We start from the raw sequence: 19,938 nt of genomic DNA on the forward strand, positions 1-19,938 counted from the left end.
GGAAGATCGGTCCCCGCGCTGCTTCGCTTCTTCGAAGCTTCCACAGCGCTGACAGGTATTCGCATTCCACGCTGCAAAAAGCAGCAGCGCTTCATGTTCATACCTGTTGTCCCGTCAAATAGCCGAATGCTCCTGCAAGCAAGCTTGCCTCGCATTTGGCTGCTTGACGGAGACTTATGCAGTAAAAAATCCGGCGGAGCCGCCGGATTTTCCTCAGTTCTTTTATCAGTTCTTTTCCTCGGTGCTTTTATCAGTACTGAGGATGGAGAGAGGCAGAGATCACTCTACCATGGAGTCCGGAAGGACATTCTTCTGTCCCGGAGTGCCCGATCCCTTATCGGAGCTCCTGCCGTCTCCGGAATCCTCGCTGTCCTTGTCCTCTGTATTGGTGACGCTCTCCTTTTCCATCTCCTTCGTCTTTTTGTCCATTTCGGAACGGAAGTCAGATGCGTTCGTCTCTCCCTTTTTCGGAGCGAGGCCGGTGGAGTCCGTCTTATTGACGGCCTTATAATCCGAGCGGACACCGTTTTTCTTTACGGCGACCTTCTTCGTCTGTACCTTTCCATCCACAACCCATGCGCCGCCCTCGTTGACCTGATAGCCGTCCGGGGTCGTGGTGCTGGTGAGGAGCCAGCCGTCCTGATCGAAGTAGTAGCACTCCGCCACGCCGTCTCCGTTTCCGTCCAGCCAGTTCCAGCCGTCCTTTGCGTAGCTGGACTGGTCATAGCTGTACCACCAGCGGTTCTGATTTCCGCCCTCTCCGTGCTGCCAGCCCGCAAGGGCGGTGAAGGCCGAAAAAGCGCTGAGGACTGCGATCGCCATTGTCATGGAGAATTTTCTCTTAATCATAATAGAAATTCCTTTCCCTTCTTTTATAGAAGTCCCTTCCTTTTTCCGGACAGATTTCCGGTCGGAAGTCCATCGGTATCGGAGTTTTCTGTTTTAATCCGGTCTTGATCCCGGTCTCTGCCTCCCGCTCTTTAACGGAGACGGTGGCTATTGTAAAGGCTTTTCGGCCGCGGAGCAAGTAAATTTCCCTTAAACTGCGAGACAAATCTCTTACGAAAGGGACGGAAGGGGAGAAGCGGAACAGACAAAAGACGGGGATATGCGCTCCGTGTTTCCCGGCTTGACAAGGCATCCCGGATTCGATATGATACCTGAGAAATACGCGTCGGCGTGATAGTCCGGACTCCTTCCGGCTGTTCCGCTGCACGGGAGAAGATGAAAAATACAGGAGAAAAACAATGATTACAAAGGAAAAGAAGGCGGAACTTGTCGAAAAGTACGGAAGGAAGCCCGGAGATACGGGATCTCCCGAGGTACAGGTCGCGATTCTCACGGAGCGGATCACGGAGCTCACAGAGCATTTGAAGGGGAATCCGAAGGACCACCATTCCAGAAGAGGACTTCTTATGATGGTCGGTCACAGAAGAGGACTTCTGGATTATCTGAAGAAGACAGATCTCGACAGCTACAGAAGCCTCATCGAAAAGCTCGGTATCAGAAAGTAAACATGAGAGGAGGTAGAGGCGCTTTCCGGAAAGCGTCTCTATTTTTTCTCTTTGGAAATTAGGAGCAGGAGGTTTCCGAGATCACTGAAGAGGCGGCGGGCATTCCGCAGTCTGTTCAGTGGCTTTGGAGCTTCTGCTCGGCCAATCAGGAGGAAGGTATGTATAAAAGCTATTCAATGGAGCTTGCGGGCAGAACCCTGACCGTGGATATCGGAAGGGTCTGTGCGCAGGCGAACGGAGCTGCGCTCATGCATTACGGCGAGACGACGGTGCTCTCAAGCTGCACGGCGTCCGAGAAGCCGAGAGACGGGATCGACTTTTTCCCGCTCTCCGTGGAATATGAGGAGAAGATGTATGCGGTCGGGAAGTTTCCCGGCGGCTTTAAGAAGAGGGAAGCCCGTCCGGCCGACAGTGCCATCCTGACGGACCGCGTCATTGACCGTCCGATGCGCCCTCTCTTTCCGAAGGATTACCGGAACGACGTTCTTTTGGACAATCTGGTGCTTTCCGTGGATCAGGACTGCTCTCCGGAGCTTCTTGCGATGCTCGGCTCTTCCCTCGCGGCCTGTATCTCGGATGTGCCCTTTGACGGCCCCTGCGCATCCACTCAGGTCGGGATGATCAACGGCGAGTTTATCATGAACCCGGGAAATGCGGAGAAGACGGCATCGGATCTCCTCCTCACGGTGGCCTCCACCAGGGACAAGGTCATCATGATCGAGGCCGGGGCAAACGAGATCTCCGATGAAAAGATGATCGAAGCGATCTATCTTGCGCATGGCCTGAATCAGCAGATCATCGGATTTTTTGACAGCATCATCGCGGAGTGCGGAAAGAAGAAGCACGAGTATGTCTCCTGCTCCATCCCGGAGACGCTCTTTGAGAGGATACGGGAGATCGTGCCGGAGAAGGAGATGGAGAAGGCGGTCTTCGCCGACGACAAGAAGGAGAGGGATGAGAATCTCTCTGTCTTGTCCCAAAAGCTGGAGGGGGCCTTTTCGGAGGATGAGGAGGCACTTTCCCTCCTCCCGGAGGCGATCTATCAGTACGAAAAGAAGACGGTCCGCAGGATGATCTTAAAGGATCATAAGAGGCCGGACGGAAGGAGAATCGATGAGATCCGGCCGCTGGAGGCCGAGGTCGATCTGATCCCGAGGGTCCACGGCTCCGCGATGTTTAAGCGCGGACAGACGCAGATCCTGAATATTACGACTCTGGCCCCCCTCTCCGAGGTGCAGAAGGTCGAGGGGCTGAATGAGTATGAGACGGAGAAGCGCTATCTCCACCAGTACAACTTCCCCGGCTATTCTGTGGGAGAGGCGAGGGCGAGCCGGGGACCGGGACGCCGGGAGATCGGACACGGCGCACTCGCGGAGAGAGCGCTCCTCCCGGTGCTTCCCTCCGTAGAGGACTTCCCCTACGCGATCCGCTCTGTCTCCGAGACCATGGAGTCGAACGGCTCCACCTCTATGGCGTCCACCTGCGCCTCCTGCATGTCTCTCATGGCGGCCGGCGTTCCCATCCGGAAGATGGTGGCCGGAATCTCCTGCGGCCTTGTGACGGGGGAGAGCGACGAGGACTATCTGGTGCTCACGGATATCCAGGGCCTGGAGGATTTCTTCGGGGATATGGACTTCAAGGTGACAGGCACCCGGGAGGGCATCACGGCGATCCAGATGGATATCAAGATCCACGGTCTGACACGGGACATCGTCGAGGAGGCGATCCGGAGAGCGCACGAGGCGAGACTTTTCATCATGGACGGTGTCATGAAGTCCGCCATCTCGGAGCCCAGGAAGGAGCTCTCCCCCTATGCGCCGAAGATCATCACGCTCCAGATCAACCCGGAGAAGATCGGCGATGTCATCGGAAAGCAGGGCAAGGTCATCAACGGGATCTCGGAGGAGACCGGTGCGAAGATCGACATCGATGACAGCGGCATGATCTCCATCTCCGGCATTGATCTCGCATCGCTCGAGAAGGCGAAGTCCATCATCGAATCCATCGTGAACGATGTGGAGCCGGGACAGATCATAGATGGGACTGTGGTCCGGATCATGAACTTCGGCGCCTTCGTGCAGCTCAGCCCGAATAAGGACGGCATGGTGCATATCTCGAAGCTTGCGGACGGCAGGGTGAACCGGGTTGAGGACGTCGTGCAGATCGGAGATAAGGTCAGAGTGAAGGTGCTGGAAATCGACAAGATGGGCCGCATCAACCTGACCATGCGCCCCATGGATCTTTCGGGTTCCGGAAGAGACTAGGGAAGCGGAAGCGGGGACGGGGCCGGACTTCGAGAGGAGCCGGCCTCCTTTTCATCCCCATCGCGCAGCGCCGAGAGGGGCCTGCGCTTTCCATCGCTTTTTGCCCCGGGAGAGGCCGCCGGGACTTTCATCATCGGGAGGAGGGAATTTATGAGGATCAGAACCAGGTATGCGCCGTCGCCCACCGGCAGGATGCATGTCGGAAATCTGAGGACAGCGCTCTATGCCTATTTGATCGCAAAGCACGAGGGAGGAGATTTCCTTCTTCGGATCGAGGACACCGATCAGGGAAGGGAGGTCGAGGGCGCCGTGGAGATCATCCGGCGCACTCTGATCGATACCGGACTTTTCTGGGACGAGGGTCCGGACAAGCCGGGGGACTGCGGCCCCTATGTCCAGTCGGAGCGGGTGAAGGCCGGGATCTACCGAAAGTACGCAGAGGAGCTTTTGGAAAAGGGGGAGGCCTATTACTGCTTCTGCACGAAGGAGCGCCTGGAGGGGCTGAAAACCGTCGTGAACGGGGAGGAGATCCTGCATTATGACAAGCACTGCCTCTCCTTAAGCCCGGAGGAGGTTCAGGAAAAGCTCGTCTCCGGCATCCCCTATGTCATAAGGCAGAATAATCCCCGAAGCGGGAAGACGGTCTTTCACGATGAGCTCTACGGCGATGTGGAGGTCGAGAATTCCGAGCTGGATGACATGGTGTTGATTAAGTCAGACGGCTTCCCCACTTATAATTTCGCGAACGTGGTGGACGATCATCTGATGCGGATCAGCCATGTGGTCCGCGGCAACGAGTACCTCTCCTCCAGCCCGAAGTACAATCGTCTCTACGAGGCCTTCGGCTGGGAAGTCCCGAAATATGTGCACTGCCCCCTGATCACCGATGAAGAGCACAGGAAGCTTTCGAAGCGCTCCGGCCATTCCTCCTTTGAGGATCTGATCGAGCAGGGCTTCGTGGAGGAGGCGGTCTTGAATTTCGTCGCCCTCCTCGGCTGGAGCCCGGTCGGGGAGCAGGAGATCATGAGCCTCCCGGAGCTCGTAAAAAGCTTTGACTATAAAAGGATATCAAAGTCCCCGGCGGTCTTCGATATGGGGAAGCTCCGCTGGATGAACTCGGAATATATCAAGGCGATGGACTTTGAGCGCTATTATCAGAGAGCGCTTCCCTTCCTCAGGGAGACGATCCGGCGGGATCTGGACCTTCGTCGAATCGCGGAGATGGTGAAGAGCCGGATCGAGATATTCCCGGATATCCCGCAGCAGGTGGATTTCTTTGAGGCGCTTCCGGAATACTCGACGGAGCTCTATGAGAATCGGAAGACGAAAAATGATGCCGAAAATTCTCTCAAGCTCCTCCAGGAGGTCCTTCCGCTCCTCGAAAAGCAGGGGGATTTCTCGAACGATGCGCTCTTTTCCCTCCTCTCTGCCTTCGGAAAGGAGAGAGGGTACAAGACGGGCTTTATCATGTGGCCGATCCGGATCGCGCTCTCCGGGCGGAAAATGACTCCGGCCGGCGCGACGGAGATCCTCTCTGTCCTCGGAAAGGAGGAGTCGCTTTCCCGCCTGCGGGACGGCATCCGCCGACTTTCTTTCTGAGAGAGGAGAAGGGGGAGAGCAGAGCGGGAGAGGAGGAGAAGCATTGGAGAGCCGTGGGATTTCCGAAAAGGGGGCGGAGGGCGGGAGGCGTTTGAGCCCTTCCCAGGAGAGAGCAGTCTCTCACGGGGAGGGTCCGGCCCTCGTCCTCGCCGGACCGGGCTCCGGGAAGACCCTTGTCCTGACGGAGCGGGCCGCAAGACTCCTGCAAAGCGGGGTCCCCGGGGAAGAAATCCTGATTTTAAGCTTTACGAGAGCCTCCGCGGAGGAGCTTCGGCTTCGCTTTTGCAGGAGATTTCCGAGGACCGGGAGAGAGCTGTGCTTCGGCACGCTCCACTCGGTCTTTTTCTCGATCCTGAGAAAGCGCTACGGCTTCGGGAAGCGAAATATCCTGACGGAGGGAGAGAGGCAGCGGCTTTTGGAAGAGATCCTCCGAAAGGACAAAAGGCCCTTCCCGGAGGGGGAGGAATTTCGGAGAGCGCTCCTCCTTTCCTTTTCCGAGAGGAAGCGGAGGGAGGAGAGCGGGGATTCGGAGAATAGGAAGAAGAAGGGGAATCCGGAGGAGCAAGGGGGAAGAGAGACGGCGGCAGCGCTTTACTTTGGAAGTTCCTTTTCCGAGGAGGACTTCGAGAGGCTCTATCGGAGCTATCGGGAAGCGATGGAGAGGGAGCAAAAGCTTGATTTTGACGATATGATTCTCCGCACACTCTCTCTTCTTCGGAGGGAGGGGGAAAGCCTTTCCTTTTGGCAGAGACGCTTTCGCTATATCCTTCTCGATGAGTTTCAGGATATCTCCGAAGCGCAGTACGAGCTGCTCCGCCTCCTCGGAGAGCCGGAGCGAAATCTTTTCTTTGTGGGGGATGAGGACCAGAGCATCTACTCCTTTCGGGGCGCAAGCCCGAAAATCATGCAGCGCTTCCTCTCGGACTACCCGGACGCATCCCGCTATCTGCTCCCGGAGAATTACCGCGCAAGACGGGAGCTGGTCAGACTCTCCCACCGACTGATCGAGAACAACCGCCTCCGCTTTGCGAAGAAGCTGAGAGCGATGCTTCCGGGGGGCGGAAAGGGAAGGGAGTATCTGTTCCCGGACACAGAGAGGGAATACCGCTTTCTCTCGGAGCTCCTCTCCAAGGAGCTTTCAGAGGGACTTCCCGGCTCGGAGATCGCGGTCCTGTACCGGACCAGACTCGTCCTCACCTCTTTGATCCCGTTTCTCCTTCGCCGCGGGATTCCGTTTTCCCTCGGGGAGAGGACGGAGGATCCCTTCTCTCACCTCGTCACGGAGGATCTCTCCGCCTATCTCAGGCTCTCCCTTCGGAGGGGAAGCCGCGCTGATCTTCTCCGGATTCTGAACCGCCCTCCCCGCTTTCTTTCCGGAGAGGCGCTTCGGGAGGAGGGCTCCGGCCTTCCCGAGCTTCTCTCCTACTACAAGGAGAAGCCAAAGGCCCGCGAAAGGATCCGGGAGCTTCGGACGGATCTTCAGCGGATCGCCGCCCTTCCGACGGAGGCGGCTCTTCTCTATATCCGGAAAAAGATGGGCTATGAGGACTGGCTCCTCGGAAAAGGACAGAGAGATCCCGCTCCCTTTTCCGAGATCCTCGGCATGCTTTCCGGGCGCGCGGAGGACTTCCCGGAGAAGGAGGACTTTCTCCGCTTCCTGCGGGAGGGAAGGGAGGAGCTAAGGGCTGCCTGCCGCGGGAAAGAAGGAGAGAGAATCCGCCTTATGAGCTACCACAGCGCAAAGGGGCTCGAATTCGAGATTGTGCATCTCATCGATGTGGTGGAGGGGATCGTCCCGAGTCGGAGGGCAGACGGAAGGGAGGGCCTTGAGGAGGAGAGAAGGTGCTTCTATGTCGCCCTGACCCGGGCCAAGCGGGAAGTTCACATATATGTCACAAAGGAACGCTACAGTAGGAGCGTAAGGCCGTCGCGATTTTTGGAGGAGCTCACGGGCTAAGGGGGAAGAGATGGAGAAGTTGAAGGTCCTTGTGGTGGATGACGAAGAGAGGATGCGGAAGCTGATCTCCGACTTCCTCAAGGCGAAGGACTTTGAGGTTCTGGAGGCTGCCGACGGGGAGGAGGCGATTGACCTTTTTTTCGAGGAGAAGGACATTTCCCTCCTGATCCTGGATGTGATGATGCCGAAGATGGACGGCTGGGCGGTGCTGAAATCGATCCGGGAGCATTCCAGGGTCCCTGTGATCATGCTGACGGCGCGCTCCGAGGAGACAGATGAGCTCAGGGGCTTTGAGTACGGGGCAGATGAGTACATCTCGAAGCCCTTCTCCCCGAAGATCCTGGTCGCCAGGGTGGAGGCGCTGCTCCGAAGATCCGGCATCCAGCAGGAGGAGACCGTCAGCGTCGGGGGGATCGAGATCGATAAGTCGGCCCATTCCGTCAGGGTCGACGGGAAGGAGCTGGAGCTTAGCTTCAAGGAGTACGAGCTTCTCCTTTATTTTGTGGAGAACCGGGGCATCGCGCTCTCCCGGGAGAAGATCCTGAACAATGTGTGGAATTACGATTATTTCGGGGACGCCCGCACGATTGATACCCATGTAAAGAAGCTCCGGGCGAAGCTTAAGAGTAAGGGGGAGTACATCAGGACCGTATGGGGCATGGGATATAAGTTTGATCCGGAGGACTAGATGAAGATCCTAAAAAGAGGCCATAGCTCGATCCAATGGCGCTTAAACAGCATGTTTTTTCTTTTGGTACTCTTTATCCTGACGGCAATGCTCGCTGCCAATACCTTTTTCCTCGGGCGCTACTATCTCCGGGAGAAGGTCCATGTGCTGGAGACGGCCTATGCCACGATCGACGGGATGCTGGAGGAGGCGGACGGCCTCGAGGAGCTCTTTCCCGCGGATGAGAATTCCCCGGATTCTCTGCAGGAAAACCGGGCGACCCGCTATATCCGAAGTCTCACGGAGACCCAGAATATCAGCGTCATCATCCTGGACACAGAGACCGACAGGACCTTTGCCTCCTCCGCAAACTCCGAGTTTCTCTCAAAGCGCCTTTCCAGCAATATCCTGGGGGCCATCAATGGGAGAAAGGGCAGGACTCTTCGCAGATTCAGCAATTATGTCATCGAGCAGAGCGGGGAGAGCGGGGAGGAGACCGGCTATCTCGAGAGCTGGGGATATTTCAGCGACAATGTGAGCTGCTTTATGATGTCGATGCCGCTCTCCAGCCTCAGGGAATCCACCGCCTTCTTCAATCGCTTCCTCCTTGCGATCGGCGGCTTCGCCATAGTGCTCGGAGGGATTATCATTACTTTTGCGAGCTGGGAGATCACAAAGCCGATCAACGCCCTCGCGAAGCTCTCGGAGAAGATGTCGAAGCTGGACTTCTCCGCGCGCTACTGCGGGGACTCGGAGGATGAGATCGGCACGCTCGGAAAGTCGATGAATATCCTTTCGGAGCGTCTGGAGAGCACGATCGCGGAGCTGAAGACCGCAAACAATGAGCTGCAGCTGGATGTGGAGAACAAGAGGAGACTCGCCCAGAAGAGGGAGGAGTTCGTTGCAAATGTCTCCCATGAGCTGAAAACGCCGATCGCCCTGATCCAGGGCTATGCGGAGGGCCTGATGGACGGTCTCGCGGAGGACAAGGAGAGCCGGGACTATTACTGCACCGTGATCTCCGACGAGGCAAAGCGGATGAACCGGATGGTGCGGGAGCTCATGAACCTCTCGGCACTGGAGCAGGGGAAGGACCTGCCGGATATCACGCTCTTCTCCCTTGCGAAGGTCGTAGACGGCATTGTCTCCTCCGCAGAGCTTTTCTTAAGACAGCAGGGCATACAGCTCGAGGTCGATATCCCGGAGGATCTCAAGGTCTGGGCGGATGAGTTCAAGATCGAGGAGGTGCTCACGAACTATCTGAACAACGCGATGCACCATGTAAAGGAGCCGAAGCAGATCAGCATCTTTACGGAGAGGGAGGGGGGAGACAGGATCTCCGTCCACGTCAGAAATACGGGAGATCCCATCCCGGAGGAGGAGCTTCCCAGGCTCTGGGAGAAGTTCTATAAGGTGGACAAGGCGCACACGAGATCCTACGGAGGCTCCGGCCTCGGGCTCAGTATCGTAAAGGCGATCGCAGAGGCGCACCATCAGAGCTGCGGGGTGAAAAATACCAGGACCGGTGTGGACTTTTGGTTCACACTGGACCGGGAGAAGGAGGATTAGCGCCGAAAGGAGAGGCCTTTCCTCAGGGGGGAGATTATGGAGAGAAAGAAGACACTGCTTTTCATCAATGCCCGGGCGGGGATGGAGAAGGGGGGGAGCGAGAGCTACCGGATCATGGAGGCTCTCTGCCGCCAGGGCTGCGAGCTCACGGTATATCCTGTGCTCCCCTCTGTCCCCGAGCTTAGCATCGACAGCATACTTTCTGGGAATGCGGGCCGCTTCGAGCTCGTCTCCTGTGTCGGCGGGGACGGGACGCTCCATCATCTTGTAAATGCGCTGATGAAGGAGGAGGAGAGGATGCCGATTCTCTACTTTCCCTTCGGGAGCACCAATGACTTTGCGAGAAGCCTCGGGATTCCGGCCTCCGTCGCAAAGAACGCGGCTTCTGTCACGAGAGGCTCCCTCTTTCCCTGTGATATCGGCTCTCTGAACGGGAAATATTTCAGCTATGTGGCGGCCTTCGGCTCCTTCACAAAGGTGAGCTATTCCACAAAGCAGGATCTTAAGAATGTCCTGGGCTACCCGGCCTATCTGCTCCACGGGCTTCAGACTCTCCCGGAGAATCTGAACTACACAAGGAGGCTGAAGATCCTTCACGATGGGGAGACCGAGGAGGGGGACTTCCTCTTTGGCGCAGTATCCAACACAAGCTCCATCGGGGGCTTCTCCGCCTTCGGGAGCTCGGCCCTTAAGCAAAAGCCGTCCCCCGCCCTGAATGACGGCCTCTTCGAGGTGCTTTTGATCCGCGCCCCGAAAAACATCCAGGAGCTCACGGAGATTATCGGCAGTCTGGTCTCCGCCCAGATGGACCGGGACAGCCCCTATATCCGCGCCTTTAAAAGTGCGGAGCTCCTCATCGAGAGCGAAATGAGCATTGAGTGGACACTGGATGGGGAATACGGCGGGAAATTCCGGAGAGCGGAGATCCGAAATCACCCAAAGAGCATCCGGATTCTGCTGCCCGCGGAGAGCGGAGGCGCGGAGAAAGGCGGCGGAAAACGGAGAAGCGCGGACGGCCGGAGAAAGGGGACAGAGCGAAAGGCGGCGCTGAATTAAATTTTTATGACGGTCTTTCTATGGCGGCCTTTCTCTATGATAAATTCTCGATCACGCTGCCAATGCTGTTCATAAGAGAAGAAAGAAGATCAAAGCTTTTTCCGCTTGCTTCTGTACACGCGGAAAGGGTGCACTCGCTCTTATAAGTAGATATCGCCAGTTGAAAGTACGGCACTGGTTTCGCCGCCGCGACGATAAAAGCGTCCGAAACAGAGAGCCCCTGAAACACAAGACGCGCTTCCTCAATTTTCCCTAAATTGGTATACGAAGTTAAAGGAACGGAAATTCTGGGAGGAAGCAGCTTTTTCAGGATCGGGAAGGGGAGCACATGGTACAAAAGATGCAGTAAAATCGGCTCTTTCAGACAGAAGCTGCTGTTTTTCTGCGCGCAGATCTGCATAGAAATCTCTTTGCAGATCTTTTCAAAGCTTTCATGCCCATGAAAGCTGATATGGCAGTAATAATTTCCTGTCAGATTACAGATTGCGTCGTCTGCGTCCGCGTTGAATCTGCGAAGATCGACCGGGCAGGGGATGCTGATCTCCTTCCAGCCGAAGAGCTGATGCAAGGCCAGAATATAGGCCGAGAGCAAAATGTCATTTATGCTGGGCCTGTATCCTATTGCGCGAGAGCGATAGCACTCCAATTTCGACAAATCAATTTTTTTCGCTATCAGTTTAGGCTTTTGAGAGCCTTCATTTAAGGGTAAATGCAGCTTCCTGTCCATAGCCTCTGTCCCTGCCCTCGAAAACAGAATTTTTGCCTTTTGCATCACGGTAAATTTACTGCTTATCTGAGAAAAACTTCTGTCTGTATTCATCCGCGTTTTTATCCTTATATCATTGTTCGAGTATAGCTCAGCGAAAAGATATAAGAGCTGTTCCAATCCCCTTCCGTCGCAAAGCAGATGACTTGCAATTACGCAGAGAGAATCTCTTTCCTCACCGCATATCCAATAAATTTTCAGCGGCGCATCCACTCCGATTTCAAGAGAGGATAATAAGGAATCATTTTCAATAACTGAAAAATCGTGATTGGCCCTTATGTTTATCAATAAATTTTCATAGGAGATATCGCTCTCCTTCCATACCCCTTTCTTCACGTCATATTTACAGCGTAAAATAGGGTAAAATGAGATTAGTGCCTTTATCGCCCCTTTCAGTTTGCTGCCCTTCAATTTTCCATTAAAACGAATACAGCCTCTGATAAGAGGCTTCTGAACGAAGCTGTAAATGTATTGCATCAAATCAAATGCCTGTCCCTTTAATTCCATAAGATCCGTGCTTCTCCTTAAAGCCTTATACAAGATACCATAAAGTCCGCAGTATCAGCCCAAACCCAGATGAAGTATTCCCCTGTTCCTTTTGAAAGTCAAGGCCAAATTTCCGTGGAAAGCAATTTTCCGATTGACAGCTTATCCGGATTTTGCTGTGCATTTTTTTTTCGCAGGACTTTCTATCCGGACCTTCCGGCTGGAAATGCCTCTTCAAGAGGCAGAGCCTCTGAATGAAATCCTGAATTTTCATAGTGCTAAATCCGGAAGACGGGGATTTGCCCCCTTTTCAAGGCGGATATTTTGTACTATGATACAAGAGAAAACAGCATCTGTCTGCGGGCCTGGCCGGGAGCTCATTGTATCATCCAAGAAGAGAGGGAATGGGGTGAGAGGATGGACAAAGCGGCGAAACTATGAGGCAGAAACGATAAAAGGCTGGGATGAAAGGAGTTTCGATGGACGAATTCAGAAGAAACACAGAGCTTGAGAGAAGTGCCTATCAGGACGGTGAGCTCTCTCTCGGACGCTATAATATCCTGATCGGGCTCCACCTGATCTACGGCATTTTCCTGACGGCATTGATATGCTATACCATGAGCGGCATCCTCGTGAATTACTACGGGAACCACCCCTTTATATTCACGATCCTTTTCTTTGTCGTGAGCCTTGGCGGAAGCTCTCTCGCAAGGAGGGGGAGCTATCCGATCGCGCTTCTCGGCTATACGATCACGGTGCTGGGCTTCGGCTCTCTTCTTGCGACGGTGCTGCCCTTCTATGCCCTTCCGCTGATCGGAGCTGCAGCGGGCATGACGCTGGTGGTGCTCCTCATCATGACGCTTGCGGCGCTCATCATGCCGAAGGCCTTTCTTTCGATGGGGCGGACGATCTTCATCGCACTGATCGGGCTTATCATCGCGGAGCTTTTGGCGATGCTCTTCCATGTCTATAACTACGGCCTCTTCGGCATGCTCGGTCTCTTCCTCTTCTCCCTCTACATCGGCTACGACTGGGCGAGGGGGCAGCGCTGCCCGAAGACGGCGAGCTTTGCGGTCTATACGGCGCTGAATCTCTATGTGGATGTCATCAATATCTTCGTTCGGATTCTCTCTCTCATGGGGAGAAGGCGCTGAGACGGAGAAGGCGGTTCGGGGAGCCGGGCCGCTTTTTTCGGATAAGCGAATTACTTTTAAAAGAGATTCGAATTCAAAAATAAGCAAATAAAGGGGGAAAAGTATGGGAGAGAAGGCGGAGGGCGGAAAGGAGAGGAGGGGGGCGGAGGCGGGCGGAGCGCTTCTGTTTTTCCTCTTTTTCTTCGGCCTTTTATTCGCCATCGGGATTTCCTTTCTGATCGGCCGCTATCCGGTCGGCCCGGGAACGGTGCTTAGGATGCTCCTCTTCCGTCTTTTCGGAGTACCCGGAAACTGGAACAAGGCGGAGCTCACGGTCGTTTTGGATATTCGCCTCCCCCGCATCCTCGCCGCGATGCTGGTGGGGAGTGCGCTCGCGATCTCCGGCGCGGCCTATCAGGGCATCTTCAAAAATCCCATGGTATCCCCGGATATTCTGGGGGCGAGCGCGGGGGCGGGGATCGGAGCGGCGATTGCACTGCTCCTCGGCTTCCCACCGGCCCTGGTTCAGATCTCGGCCTTTGCCTTTGGGATCCTCGCGGTTTTTCTCGCCTACAGCTTAAGCCGCGCCCTCGGAAAGGGAGAGGACGCGGTGCTTCTCCTCGTGCTCTGCGGCATGGTGATCTCCACGCTCTGTCAGTCCGGAATTTCCTTTGTGAAATATGTCGCAGATCCCAATTCGACGCTTCCGGAAATCACCTACTGGCTGATGGGGAGCATCGCGAAGGTGAGCTACCGGGATCTTCGGACGCTCCTCCCGGCCTATGGGATCGGGCTTTTGCCCCTCCTTCTTTTGCGCTGGCGCTTAAATGTGCTCTCCCTGGGAGAGGAGGAGGCAAAGGCGCTGGGCATCAATACCGGAAAGATCCGACTGATCACGATCATCTCCTCTACCCTTCTCACGGCGGCGACGATCTCCGTCGCGGGTGTCGTGGGCTTTGTGGGACTCATGGTGCCGCATCTGGTCCGCTTTATCGCAGGACCGAATTACAGGAGAGTGCTTCCGCTCTCCGTCCTAGCCGGGGCATGCTTTTTGCTTTTGACCGATGACCTCTGCCGGGGCATGCTCCCCTATGAGATCCCGCTCGGCATTTTGAGCTCGGTGATCGGCGGTCCCTTTTTTGTGCTGATCCTTTAGTTTCTGAACTTTGATCTCACGGAGGAGCAGGCGGAGCTTATCCTCCAGGCAAAGCCGCCGGAGGAAAACTAAGGAAAGACGGAAGGATTCATGACGCCTGTGCTATGGTTTGTGCCTCAAAAGACACTCTCGTTCGGGGCTCCACGCAGCGGTACTAAACTCACACTTCGCTGCACTCGTGTTCGTTAAGTGCCGGCGTTCCGCACGCTTTTTCGGCATCACGCCCGTTGGCACGTGATTGTTCCGATGGAATCCGTTTTCCCCAAGCGATAGACGTCTTGCTGACAGGGTCGGAGCGCTTCCGATTTTTGATTCCGATCTGACGCTTTGTCTGCCAAAGAGTAGGCCGTCTTTTGCCCCGGCGCTTAAGGACTCGGCTTCGCCCGGGAGGCATCAGCCGATCTCCCTTCGGGAGACACTTCTCTTCGAGAAGTGGTCAAGTACGCTCCGAGTCTGCCTGATGGCAGACTTCTGCGCTTAAGGACTCGGCTTCGCCCGGGAGGCATCAGCCGATCTCCCTTCGGGAGACACTTCTCTTCGAGAAGTGGTCAAGTACGCTCCGAGTCTGCCTGATGGCAGACTTCTGCGCTTAAGGACTCGGCTTCGCCCGGGAGGCATCAGCCGATCTCCCTTCGGGAGACACTTCTCTTCGAGAAGTGGTCAAGTACGCTCCGAGTCTGCCTGATGGCAGACTTCTGCGCTTAAGGACTCGGCTTCGCCCGGGAGGCATCAGCCGATCTCCCTTCGGGAGACACTTCTCTTCGAGAAGTGGTCAAGTACGCTCCGAGTCTGCCTGATGGCAGACTTCTGCGCTCAGGACTCGGCTTCGCCCGGGAGGCATCAGCCGATCTCCCTTCGGGAGACACTTCTCTTCGAGAAGACTCAAGTATGTCTCAAACTGCCGCCCTGCCAGTTTGTCTGTCCGTGCACAGGCCGTCTGCCGCCCCGGCGTTTAGCGATCTGGTTTCTTAAGATCGCTTATGCGCCGCTGGCCGCGGCAGCCGGAGCGAGAGCGTCCTGGGCCGGGCGGGCAAAGGGCAGAAAAGGCGGCAGCTCCTCGCCTCTTTCTTTCTCTTCGAGAAGACTCAAAGACGCTCCGAGTCTGCCTGATGGCAGACTTCTACGCTTTTTCTTTGCTGCTTCTGCGGCTCAGAGACTCGGCTTCGCCCGGGAGGCTTCTTACGGCTGCGATCTCCGCATTGATTTCATCCAGTGTCATTTCGGCTGCACCGGCTTTCTCCGCATCACTGCTCATGCGCTTCATGGCTGCGACAGCTGCCGTCGCCTTATAGTCCTCTTCCGGCAGGATCATGCTGAAGGGGATGCCGCGCACCTGCACAGAGCGAGTCAGGAACATGCGGATTGCCGTGGGCAGGTCGAGACCGAGCCGGGAATATACATCGGAAGCTTCCTTCCGAAGGGTGTCGTCTATACGAAGCTGAAGTAATCCATTTGCCATGCTTACACATCCATTCAAATCTGCATTTGTTTGTAATGCAACGTGCCACATTCTCCGTAAGAAATCAAGTGCATTACTAAACTCTTCACGAACAAGTGCAGCAGTTCTGTCCCCGGCTTTCGGTACTTGCCAAAAGCCGCCGTAGGACGTAAGATGTTTTCGGTCCCGCGATAGGAAGGGGCGGGCGTCTCAGAGTGGAAAGGACAGAAACGATGAAATGCAGGCACTGCGGGGAGGAAATCCCGGATAAGAGTGAGTTCTGCCCCCGCTGCGGGCAGAGGATCCTTCGGATCCGGCCGAAGCAGATCTGCTCAAAATGCGGTGCAGAGGTGCCGGAGGGAGCGGATCACTGTCCGGGCTGCGGGGGAAAAGTCACCGGAAAGAGGAAAGAGGAGGGAGAGCCGGGGGAGACTTCCACGGCAAAAGCTCCGTTTTCGGACGCTCTCATCCCGCTCTCCCGCGCCGTTTTGCCCGGCCTGGGGGCTTGTCTTTTCTCCTTCCTCTTTCTCGCGGCGAGCGGGCGCTTTCCGCTTTCCAATGCGCTCCTTTTCTATCTGCTTCTGAGCGGCTTCTTTGCCTGGATCGACCTTCGCAGACTGGAGAGAGAGGGGAGACTTTTGGAGGAGGGCGGGGAACGCTTCCTGCTTTTCCTCCCGATCATCGGGCTTTGCAGGAGACTCCGCCTTCTCCCCTCCCCCGGCTTTTTCGACAAGGCCGCGCCGATTCTGGAGCTCCTTTTCCTAAACGGGGTCTTTTTACCGTATTATATCCTGAGGGCGTCTCAGGGGGGACTTTCTTGAGAAGGGTTGAGACAGAGGAGGAGCTCTCGCTGGATAAGATCATAGACAGCGGACAATGCTTCCGACCGCGTCGCCTTTCCTCCGGACTGTACCGTTTTATCAAGGGGAGGGAAATCCTATATATTCGCCCGGAGCGAGGGGAGAGAGAATTTCGGGTTTCCTGTTCCGGGGAGAAGTGGGAGAGGATCTGGGCGGAGTACTTCGACCTTAGGAGAAGCTACCGAAAGCTTCTCCGGGGAATTCCGGAGGAGGACGGTTATCTTAGGAGGGCGGAGGCTTTCGGGAGGGGAATCCGGGTTCTTCGCCAGGATCCCTTTGAGGTGCTGATCTCCTTTATTATTTCCCAGAGGAAGTCCATTCCCGCGATCCGGGGCTGCATCGAGAAGCTGTCCGCCCGCTGCGGGAGGAGCGTGAGAACTCCTTATGAGGAGGAGCCGGTTTTTCTCTTCCCCTCTCCGGGGAGCATTGCCGCTCTCTCCGAGGAGGAGCTTCGGAAGCTGGGGCTTGGCTACCGGGCTCCCTATCTAAGGGACGCCGCCGAGAGAACTCTCCGGGGAGAGCTCTCGGCGGAAAGGCTCTCGGCGCTTCCCACGGAGAGACTTTGCGAGGAGCTTCTCCGCACCAGGGGCGTCGGACGAAAGGTTGCGGACTGCGTTCTCCTCTTTGGCTATGGGAGGACGGAGAGAGCGCCGATCGATGTCTGGATCCGCCGGACGATCGAGGAATACTACTTAGGCGAGGATCCTTTTCCATCTCTCCCGGAGCCCGGGATCCTGCAGCAGTATCTTTTTTATTACGCGATTTTTCACAGGGAGGAGTTTGGAAGGTGAACTGTCATTTCTTTGCGACCCTGTCCCGGATGCGGTATATCGAGCGCTGGGCACTTATGAGAAACAGCTGCCCGGAAAACCTGAGTGAGCACAGTCTGGAGACCGCGATGATCGCCCACTGCCTCTGCGAGATCGGAAATCTTCGCTACGGCAGAAGTCTGAGCGGGGAGAGAGCGGCCCTCCTGGCCCTCTATCATGATGTCCCGGAGATCATCACCGGCGATATGCCGACTCCCGTGAAATATTCCGGAGAGGAGATGCAGAAGGCCTATCGGGAGCTGGAGAAGGGGGCGGCGGAACGCCTGCTCTCCCTCCTTCCGGAGGACCTGCGCCCGCGCTATGAGGAGCTCTTCTTTCCCGATCCAAAGTCCTACCTTCTCCGGCTTGTGAAGGCGGCGGACAAGCTCTCCGCCTATATCAAATGCCTCTCTGAGGAGCAGGCCGGAAATCAGGAGTTTCGGAGCGCGAAAAAATCCACGGAGCGGATTCTTCTCTCCCTTTCCGCGGAGCTCCCGGAGCTCTCCGACTTCATGCGTGATTTTCTCCCCTCCTACGGTAGGACTCTGGACGAGCTTATAGGAGAAGCGGATGGAGAGGAAATGCCGGCCGATCACAAGATCTAGTGAAGAAGAGAACTGTATTCTGTGCCTCAGGCTCTTAAAGATGACTCGGGGAAAAAGAGAGGGAAAAAGAAAAGAAAAATAAAGAAAAGCATTGACAGAAGAGGGGAGAGGATGCTATCATAAGCAAGCTGTCCCAAGGGGCGGCGAGGACCTTGAAAATCAAAGATCGAATCATACACAGACCCTGAATATTCGAAACGGCGAAAGCCGTCTCTGTTTGGAAGCGGAAGAATGCGGAAGGACAGAGGAGAGATTCAGAAAGCACAGAAAGTGCAGCGAAGAAAACTCGCAGTAAAAGAAGGAAAAAAGCCAAGCTTAAGAATGAGCGAAGCAGGAGGAGGCCGGAAGGCCTCCATTGAATGAGAGTTCGATCCTGGCTCAGGATGAACGCTGGCGGCGTGCCTAACACATGCAAGTCGAACGGAGTCCAGCCTTTAAGACCTTCGGGTCAAAGAGGGGAAGACTGAGTGGCGGACGGGTGAGTAACACGTGGGCAACCTGGCTCATAGAGGGGGATAACAGAGAGAAATTTCTGCTAATACCGCATAAGCACACACTGCCACATGGCAGAGGGTGAAAAGAGAATCGCTATGAGATGGACCCGCGTCTGATTAGCCAGTTGGCAGGGTAAGAGCCTACCAAAGCGACGATCAGTAGCCGATCTGAGAGGATGAACGGCCACATTGGGACTGAGACACGGCCCAAACTCCTACGGGAGGCAGCAGTGGGGGATATTGCACAATGGGGGGAACCCTGATGCAGCGACGCCGCGTGAGTGAAGAAGTATTTCGGTATGTAAAGCTCTATCAGCAGGGAAGATAATGACAGTACCTGAATAAGAAGCCCCGGCTAACTACGTGCCAGCAGCCGCGGTAATACGTAGGGGGCAAGCGTTATCCGGATTTACTGGGTGTAAAGGGAGCGTAGACGGAATGGCAAGTCTGAAGTGAAATGCCCGGGCTCAACCCGGGAACTGCTTTGGAAACTGTCGATCTGGAGTGTTGGAGAGGTAAGTGGAATTCCTGGTGTAGCGGTGAAATGCGTAGAGATCAGGAAGAACACCGGAGGCGAAGGCGGCTTACTGGACAAAGACTGACGTTGAGGCTCGAAAGCGTGGGAAGCAAACAGGATTAGATACCCTGGTAGTCCACGCCGTAAACGATGAATACTAGGTGTCGGTCTCCGAAGGAGATCGGTGCCGACGCAAACGCAATAAGTATTCCACCTGGGGAGTACGTTCGCAAGAATGAAACTCAAAGGAATTGACGGGGACCCGCACAAGCGGTGGAGCATGTGGTTTAATTCGAAGCAACGCGAAGAACCTTACCAGGTCTTGAGATCCCGATGACAGAAGATGTAATGCCTTTTCCCTTCGGGGCATTGGAGACAGGTGGTGCATGGTTGTCGTCAGCTCGTGTCGTGAGATGTTGGGTTAAGTCCCGCAACGAGCGCAACCCTTATCGTCAGTAGCCAGCAGTAAGATGGGCACTCTGATGAGACTGCCGGGGATAACCCGGAGGAAGGCGGGGATGACGTCAAATCATCATGCCCCTTATGACCTGGGCGACACACGTGCTACAATGGCGGAAACAGAGGGAAGCGAGGGGGCGACCCGGAGCAAATCTCAAAAATACCGTCTCAGTTCGGACTGCAGTCTGCAACTCGACTGCACGAAGCCGGAATCGCTAGTAATCGCGGATCAGCATGCCGCGGTGAATCCGTTCCCGGGTCTTGTACACACCGCCCGTCACACCATGGGAGTCGGTAATGCCCGAAGTCAGTGACCCAAAAGAGGGAGCTGCCGAAGGCAGGACAGATAACTGGGGTGAAGTCGTAACAAGGTAGCCGTATCGGAAGGTGCGGCTGGATCACCTCCTTTCTAAGGATAGAGTAGGGGTCTGTGTAGGATTCGATTCTTGATAAGGTCAAGAGAATGTCTGGTGTCGATGCGCCGGGGGGAAACACCCGTACCCATCCCGAACACGACGGTTAAGCCCCGGGCGGCTGAAAATACTACGCTGGCAACGGCGTGGGAAGATAAGGTTGGAACCGAAGGTTG

Annotated in this window: 16 protein-coding genes and 2 rRNA genes; 15 read left to right on the plus strand and 3 right to left on the minus strand. The window is 55.6% G+C overall.

Going from position 1 to position 19,938, the window contains the following annotated elements:
- Nucleotides 1-279: 279 nt before the first annotated feature.
- Nucleotides 280-849 (minus strand): hypothetical protein, encoded by a 570-nt coding sequence (locus GCWU000341_RS03215; RefSeq protein ID WP_009214294.1) that lies wholly within the window; start codon nucleotides 847-849, stop codon nucleotides 280-282.
- Nucleotides 850-1,247: 398 nt separating this feature from the next.
- Here GCWU000341_RS03215 and rpsO point away from each other — a divergent pair, with 398 nt between their 5' ends.
- The 7 genes from rpsO (at nucleotide 1,248) to GCWU000341_RS03260 (ending at nucleotide 10,626) form a co-directional block, all read left to right on the plus strand.
- Complete coding sequence (gene rpsO / locus GCWU000341_RS03225) at nucleotides 1,248-1,514, plus strand: 30S ribosomal protein S15 (protein ID WP_009214296.1); 267 nt, start codon at nucleotides 1,248-1,250, stop codon at nucleotides 1,512-1,514.
- 158 nt (nucleotides 1,515-1,672) lie between these two features.
- Nucleotides 1,673-3,778: a polyribonucleotide nucleotidyltransferase gene (locus GCWU000341_RS03230; RefSeq protein WP_009214297.1), complete on the plus strand. Its 2,106-nt coding sequence runs from the start codon at nucleotides 1,673-1,675 to the stop codon at nucleotides 3,776-3,778.
- Between the two features lie 150 nt (nucleotides 3,779-3,928).
- On the plus strand, nucleotides 3,929-5,377 hold the full coding sequence (gltX, locus tag GCWU000341_RS03240) for a glutamate--tRNA ligase (protein ID WP_040653008.1): 1,449 nt from the start codon (nucleotides 3,929-3,931) through the stop codon (nucleotides 5,375-5,377).
- 43 nt (nucleotides 5,378-5,420) lie between these two features.
- Nucleotides 5,421-7,334: an ATP-dependent helicase gene (locus GCWU000341_RS03245; protein WP_009214300.1), complete on the plus strand. Its 1,914-nt coding sequence runs from the start codon at nucleotides 5,421-5,423 to the stop codon at nucleotides 7,332-7,334.
- A gap of 10 nt (nucleotides 7,335-7,344) precedes the next feature.
- Nucleotides 7,345-8,022, plus strand: a complete 678-nt coding sequence (locus tag GCWU000341_RS03250) for a response regulator transcription factor (RefSeq protein WP_009214301.1) — start codon at nucleotides 7,345-7,347, stop codon at nucleotides 8,020-8,022.
- On the plus strand, nucleotides 8,023-9,570 hold the full coding sequence (locus GCWU000341_RS03255; RefSeq protein ID WP_009214302.1) for a sensor histidine kinase: 1,548 nt from the start codon (nucleotides 8,023-8,025) through the stop codon (nucleotides 9,568-9,570). It begins immediately after the preceding gene.
- 36 nt (nucleotides 9,571-9,606) lie between these two features.
- A complete protein-coding gene (locus GCWU000341_RS03260) occupies nucleotides 9,607-10,626 on the plus strand; it encodes a diacylglycerol/lipid kinase family protein (RefSeq protein WP_009214303.1) in 1,020 nt (339 codons plus the stop codon).
- Between the two features lie 34 nt (nucleotides 10,627-10,660).
- Here GCWU000341_RS03260 and GCWU000341_RS03265 read toward each other — a convergent pair whose 3' ends face one another.
- Complete coding sequence (locus GCWU000341_RS03265; RefSeq protein WP_009214304.1) at nucleotides 10,661-11,899, minus strand: hypothetical protein; 1,239 nt, start codon at nucleotides 11,897-11,899, stop codon at nucleotides 10,661-10,663.
- Between the two features lie 458 nt (nucleotides 11,900-12,357).
- On the opposite strand from GCWU000341_RS03265, the gene GCWU000341_RS03270 reads away from it, so the two are divergent.
- Nucleotides 12,358-13,032: a Bax inhibitor-1/YccA family protein gene (locus GCWU000341_RS03270; protein ID WP_040653011.1), complete on the plus strand. Its 675-nt coding sequence runs from the start codon at nucleotides 12,358-12,360 to the stop codon at nucleotides 13,030-13,032.
- A 103-nt stretch (nucleotides 13,033-13,135) separates the two neighbouring features.
- Nucleotides 13,136-14,167, plus strand: a complete 1,032-nt coding sequence (locus GCWU000341_RS03275; protein WP_009214307.1) for a FecCD family ABC transporter permease — start codon at nucleotides 13,136-13,138, stop codon at nucleotides 14,165-14,167.
- A 1,120-nt stretch (nucleotides 14,168-15,287) separates the two neighbouring features.
- Here the strand turns inward: GCWU000341_RS03275 and GCWU000341_RS13005 are convergent.
- A complete protein-coding gene (locus tag GCWU000341_RS13005; RefSeq protein ID WP_009214311.1) occupies nucleotides 15,288-15,626 on the minus strand; it encodes a type II toxin-antitoxin system RelB/DinJ family antitoxin in 339 nt (112 codons plus the stop codon).
- Between the two features lie 194 nt (nucleotides 15,627-15,820).
- On the opposite strand from GCWU000341_RS13005, the gene GCWU000341_RS13895 reads away from it, so the two are divergent.
- The 6 genes from GCWU000341_RS13895 to rrf all read left to right on the plus strand — a co-directional run bounded on the left by GCWU000341_RS13895 (nucleotide 15,821) and on the right by rrf (nucleotide 19,934).
- Nucleotides 15,821-16,426, plus strand: coding sequence for a zinc ribbon domain-containing protein (locus GCWU000341_RS13895; RefSeq protein ID WP_155812584.1), 606 nt, complete (start codon nucleotides 15,821-15,823; stop codon nucleotides 16,424-16,426).
- Nucleotides 16,423-17,256: a DNA-3-methyladenine glycosylase family protein gene (locus tag GCWU000341_RS13900; RefSeq protein ID WP_009214313.1), complete on the plus strand. Its 834-nt coding sequence runs from the start codon at nucleotides 16,423-16,425 to the stop codon at nucleotides 17,254-17,256. Before GCWU000341_RS13895 ends, GCWU000341_RS13900 begins: the two co-directional genes overlap by 4 nt.
- Entirely contained in the window at nucleotides 17,253-17,879 is a 627-nt protein-coding gene (yfbR, locus tag GCWU000341_RS03295) for a 5'-deoxynucleotidase (RefSeq protein ID WP_081443122.1), read from the plus strand. Before GCWU000341_RS13900 ends, yfbR begins: the two co-directional genes overlap by 4 nt.
- A gap of 231 nt (nucleotides 17,880-18,110) precedes the next feature.
- Entirely contained in the window at nucleotides 18,111-18,242 is a 132-nt protein-coding gene (locus tag GCWU000341_RS14075; RefSeq protein ID WP_009216427.1) for a hypothetical protein, read from the plus strand.
- A 16S ribosomal RNA gene (locus GCWU000341_RS03305) occupies nucleotides 18,235-19,758 on the plus strand. Before GCWU000341_RS14075 ends, GCWU000341_RS03305 begins: the two co-directional genes overlap by 8 nt.
- Nucleotides 19,759-19,815: 57 nt before the next feature.
- Nucleotides 19,816-19,934: ribosomal RNA gene (rrf, locus tag GCWU000341_RS03310) — 5S ribosomal RNA — on the plus strand.
- Nucleotides 19,935-19,938 lie beyond the last annotated feature (4 nt).

Source organism: Oribacterium sp. oral taxon 078 str. F0262 (assembly GCF_000160135.1).
GTDB lineage: Bacteria > Bacillota > Clostridia > Lachnospirales > Lachnospiraceae > Oribacterium.

Bases quoted from the DNA above. Each gene is read 5' to 3' on its own strand.
- GCWU000341_RS03215 (WP_009214294.1), bottom strand. From the start codon at position 849: ATGATTAAGAGAAAATTCTCCATGACAATGGCGATCGCAGTCCTCAGC.
- rpsO (WP_009214296.1), top strand. From the start codon at position 1,248: ATGATTACAAAGGAAAAGAAGGCGGAACTTGTCGAAAAGTACGGAAGG.
- GCWU000341_RS03230 (WP_009214297.1), top strand. From the start codon at position 1,673: ATGTATAAAAGCTATTCAATGGAGCTTGCGGGCAGAACCCTGACCGTG.
- gltX (WP_040653008.1), top strand. From the start codon at position 3,929: ATGAGGATCAGAACCAGGTATGCGCCGTCGCCCACCGGCAGGATGCAT.
- GCWU000341_RS03250 (WP_009214301.1), top strand. From the start codon at position 7,345: ATGGAGAAGTTGAAGGTCCTTGTGGTGGATGACGAAGAGAGGATGCGG.
- GCWU000341_RS03255 (WP_009214302.1), top strand. From the start codon at position 8,023: ATGAAGATCCTAAAAAGAGGCCATAGCTCGATCCAATGGCGCTTAAAC.
- GCWU000341_RS03260 (WP_009214303.1), top strand. From the start codon at position 9,607: ATGGAGAGAAAGAAGACACTGCTTTTCATCAATGCCCGGGCGGGGATG.
- GCWU000341_RS03265 (WP_009214304.1), bottom strand. From the start codon at position 11,899: ATGGAATTAAAGGGACAGGCATTTGATTTGATGCAATACATTTACAGC.
- GCWU000341_RS03270 (WP_040653011.1), top strand. From the start codon at position 12,358: ATGGACGAATTCAGAAGAAACACAGAGCTTGAGAGAAGTGCCTATCAG.
- GCWU000341_RS03275 (WP_009214307.1), top strand. From the start codon at position 13,136: ATGGGAGAGAAGGCGGAGGGCGGAAAGGAGAGGAGGGGGGCGGAGGCG.
- GCWU000341_RS13005 (WP_009214311.1), bottom strand. From the start codon at position 15,626: ATGGCAAATGGATTACTTCAGCTTCGTATAGACGACACCCTTCGGAAG.
- GCWU000341_RS14075 (WP_009216427.1), top strand. From the start codon at position 18,111: ATGCGGAAGGACAGAGGAGAGATTCAGAAAGCACAGAAAGTGCAGCGA.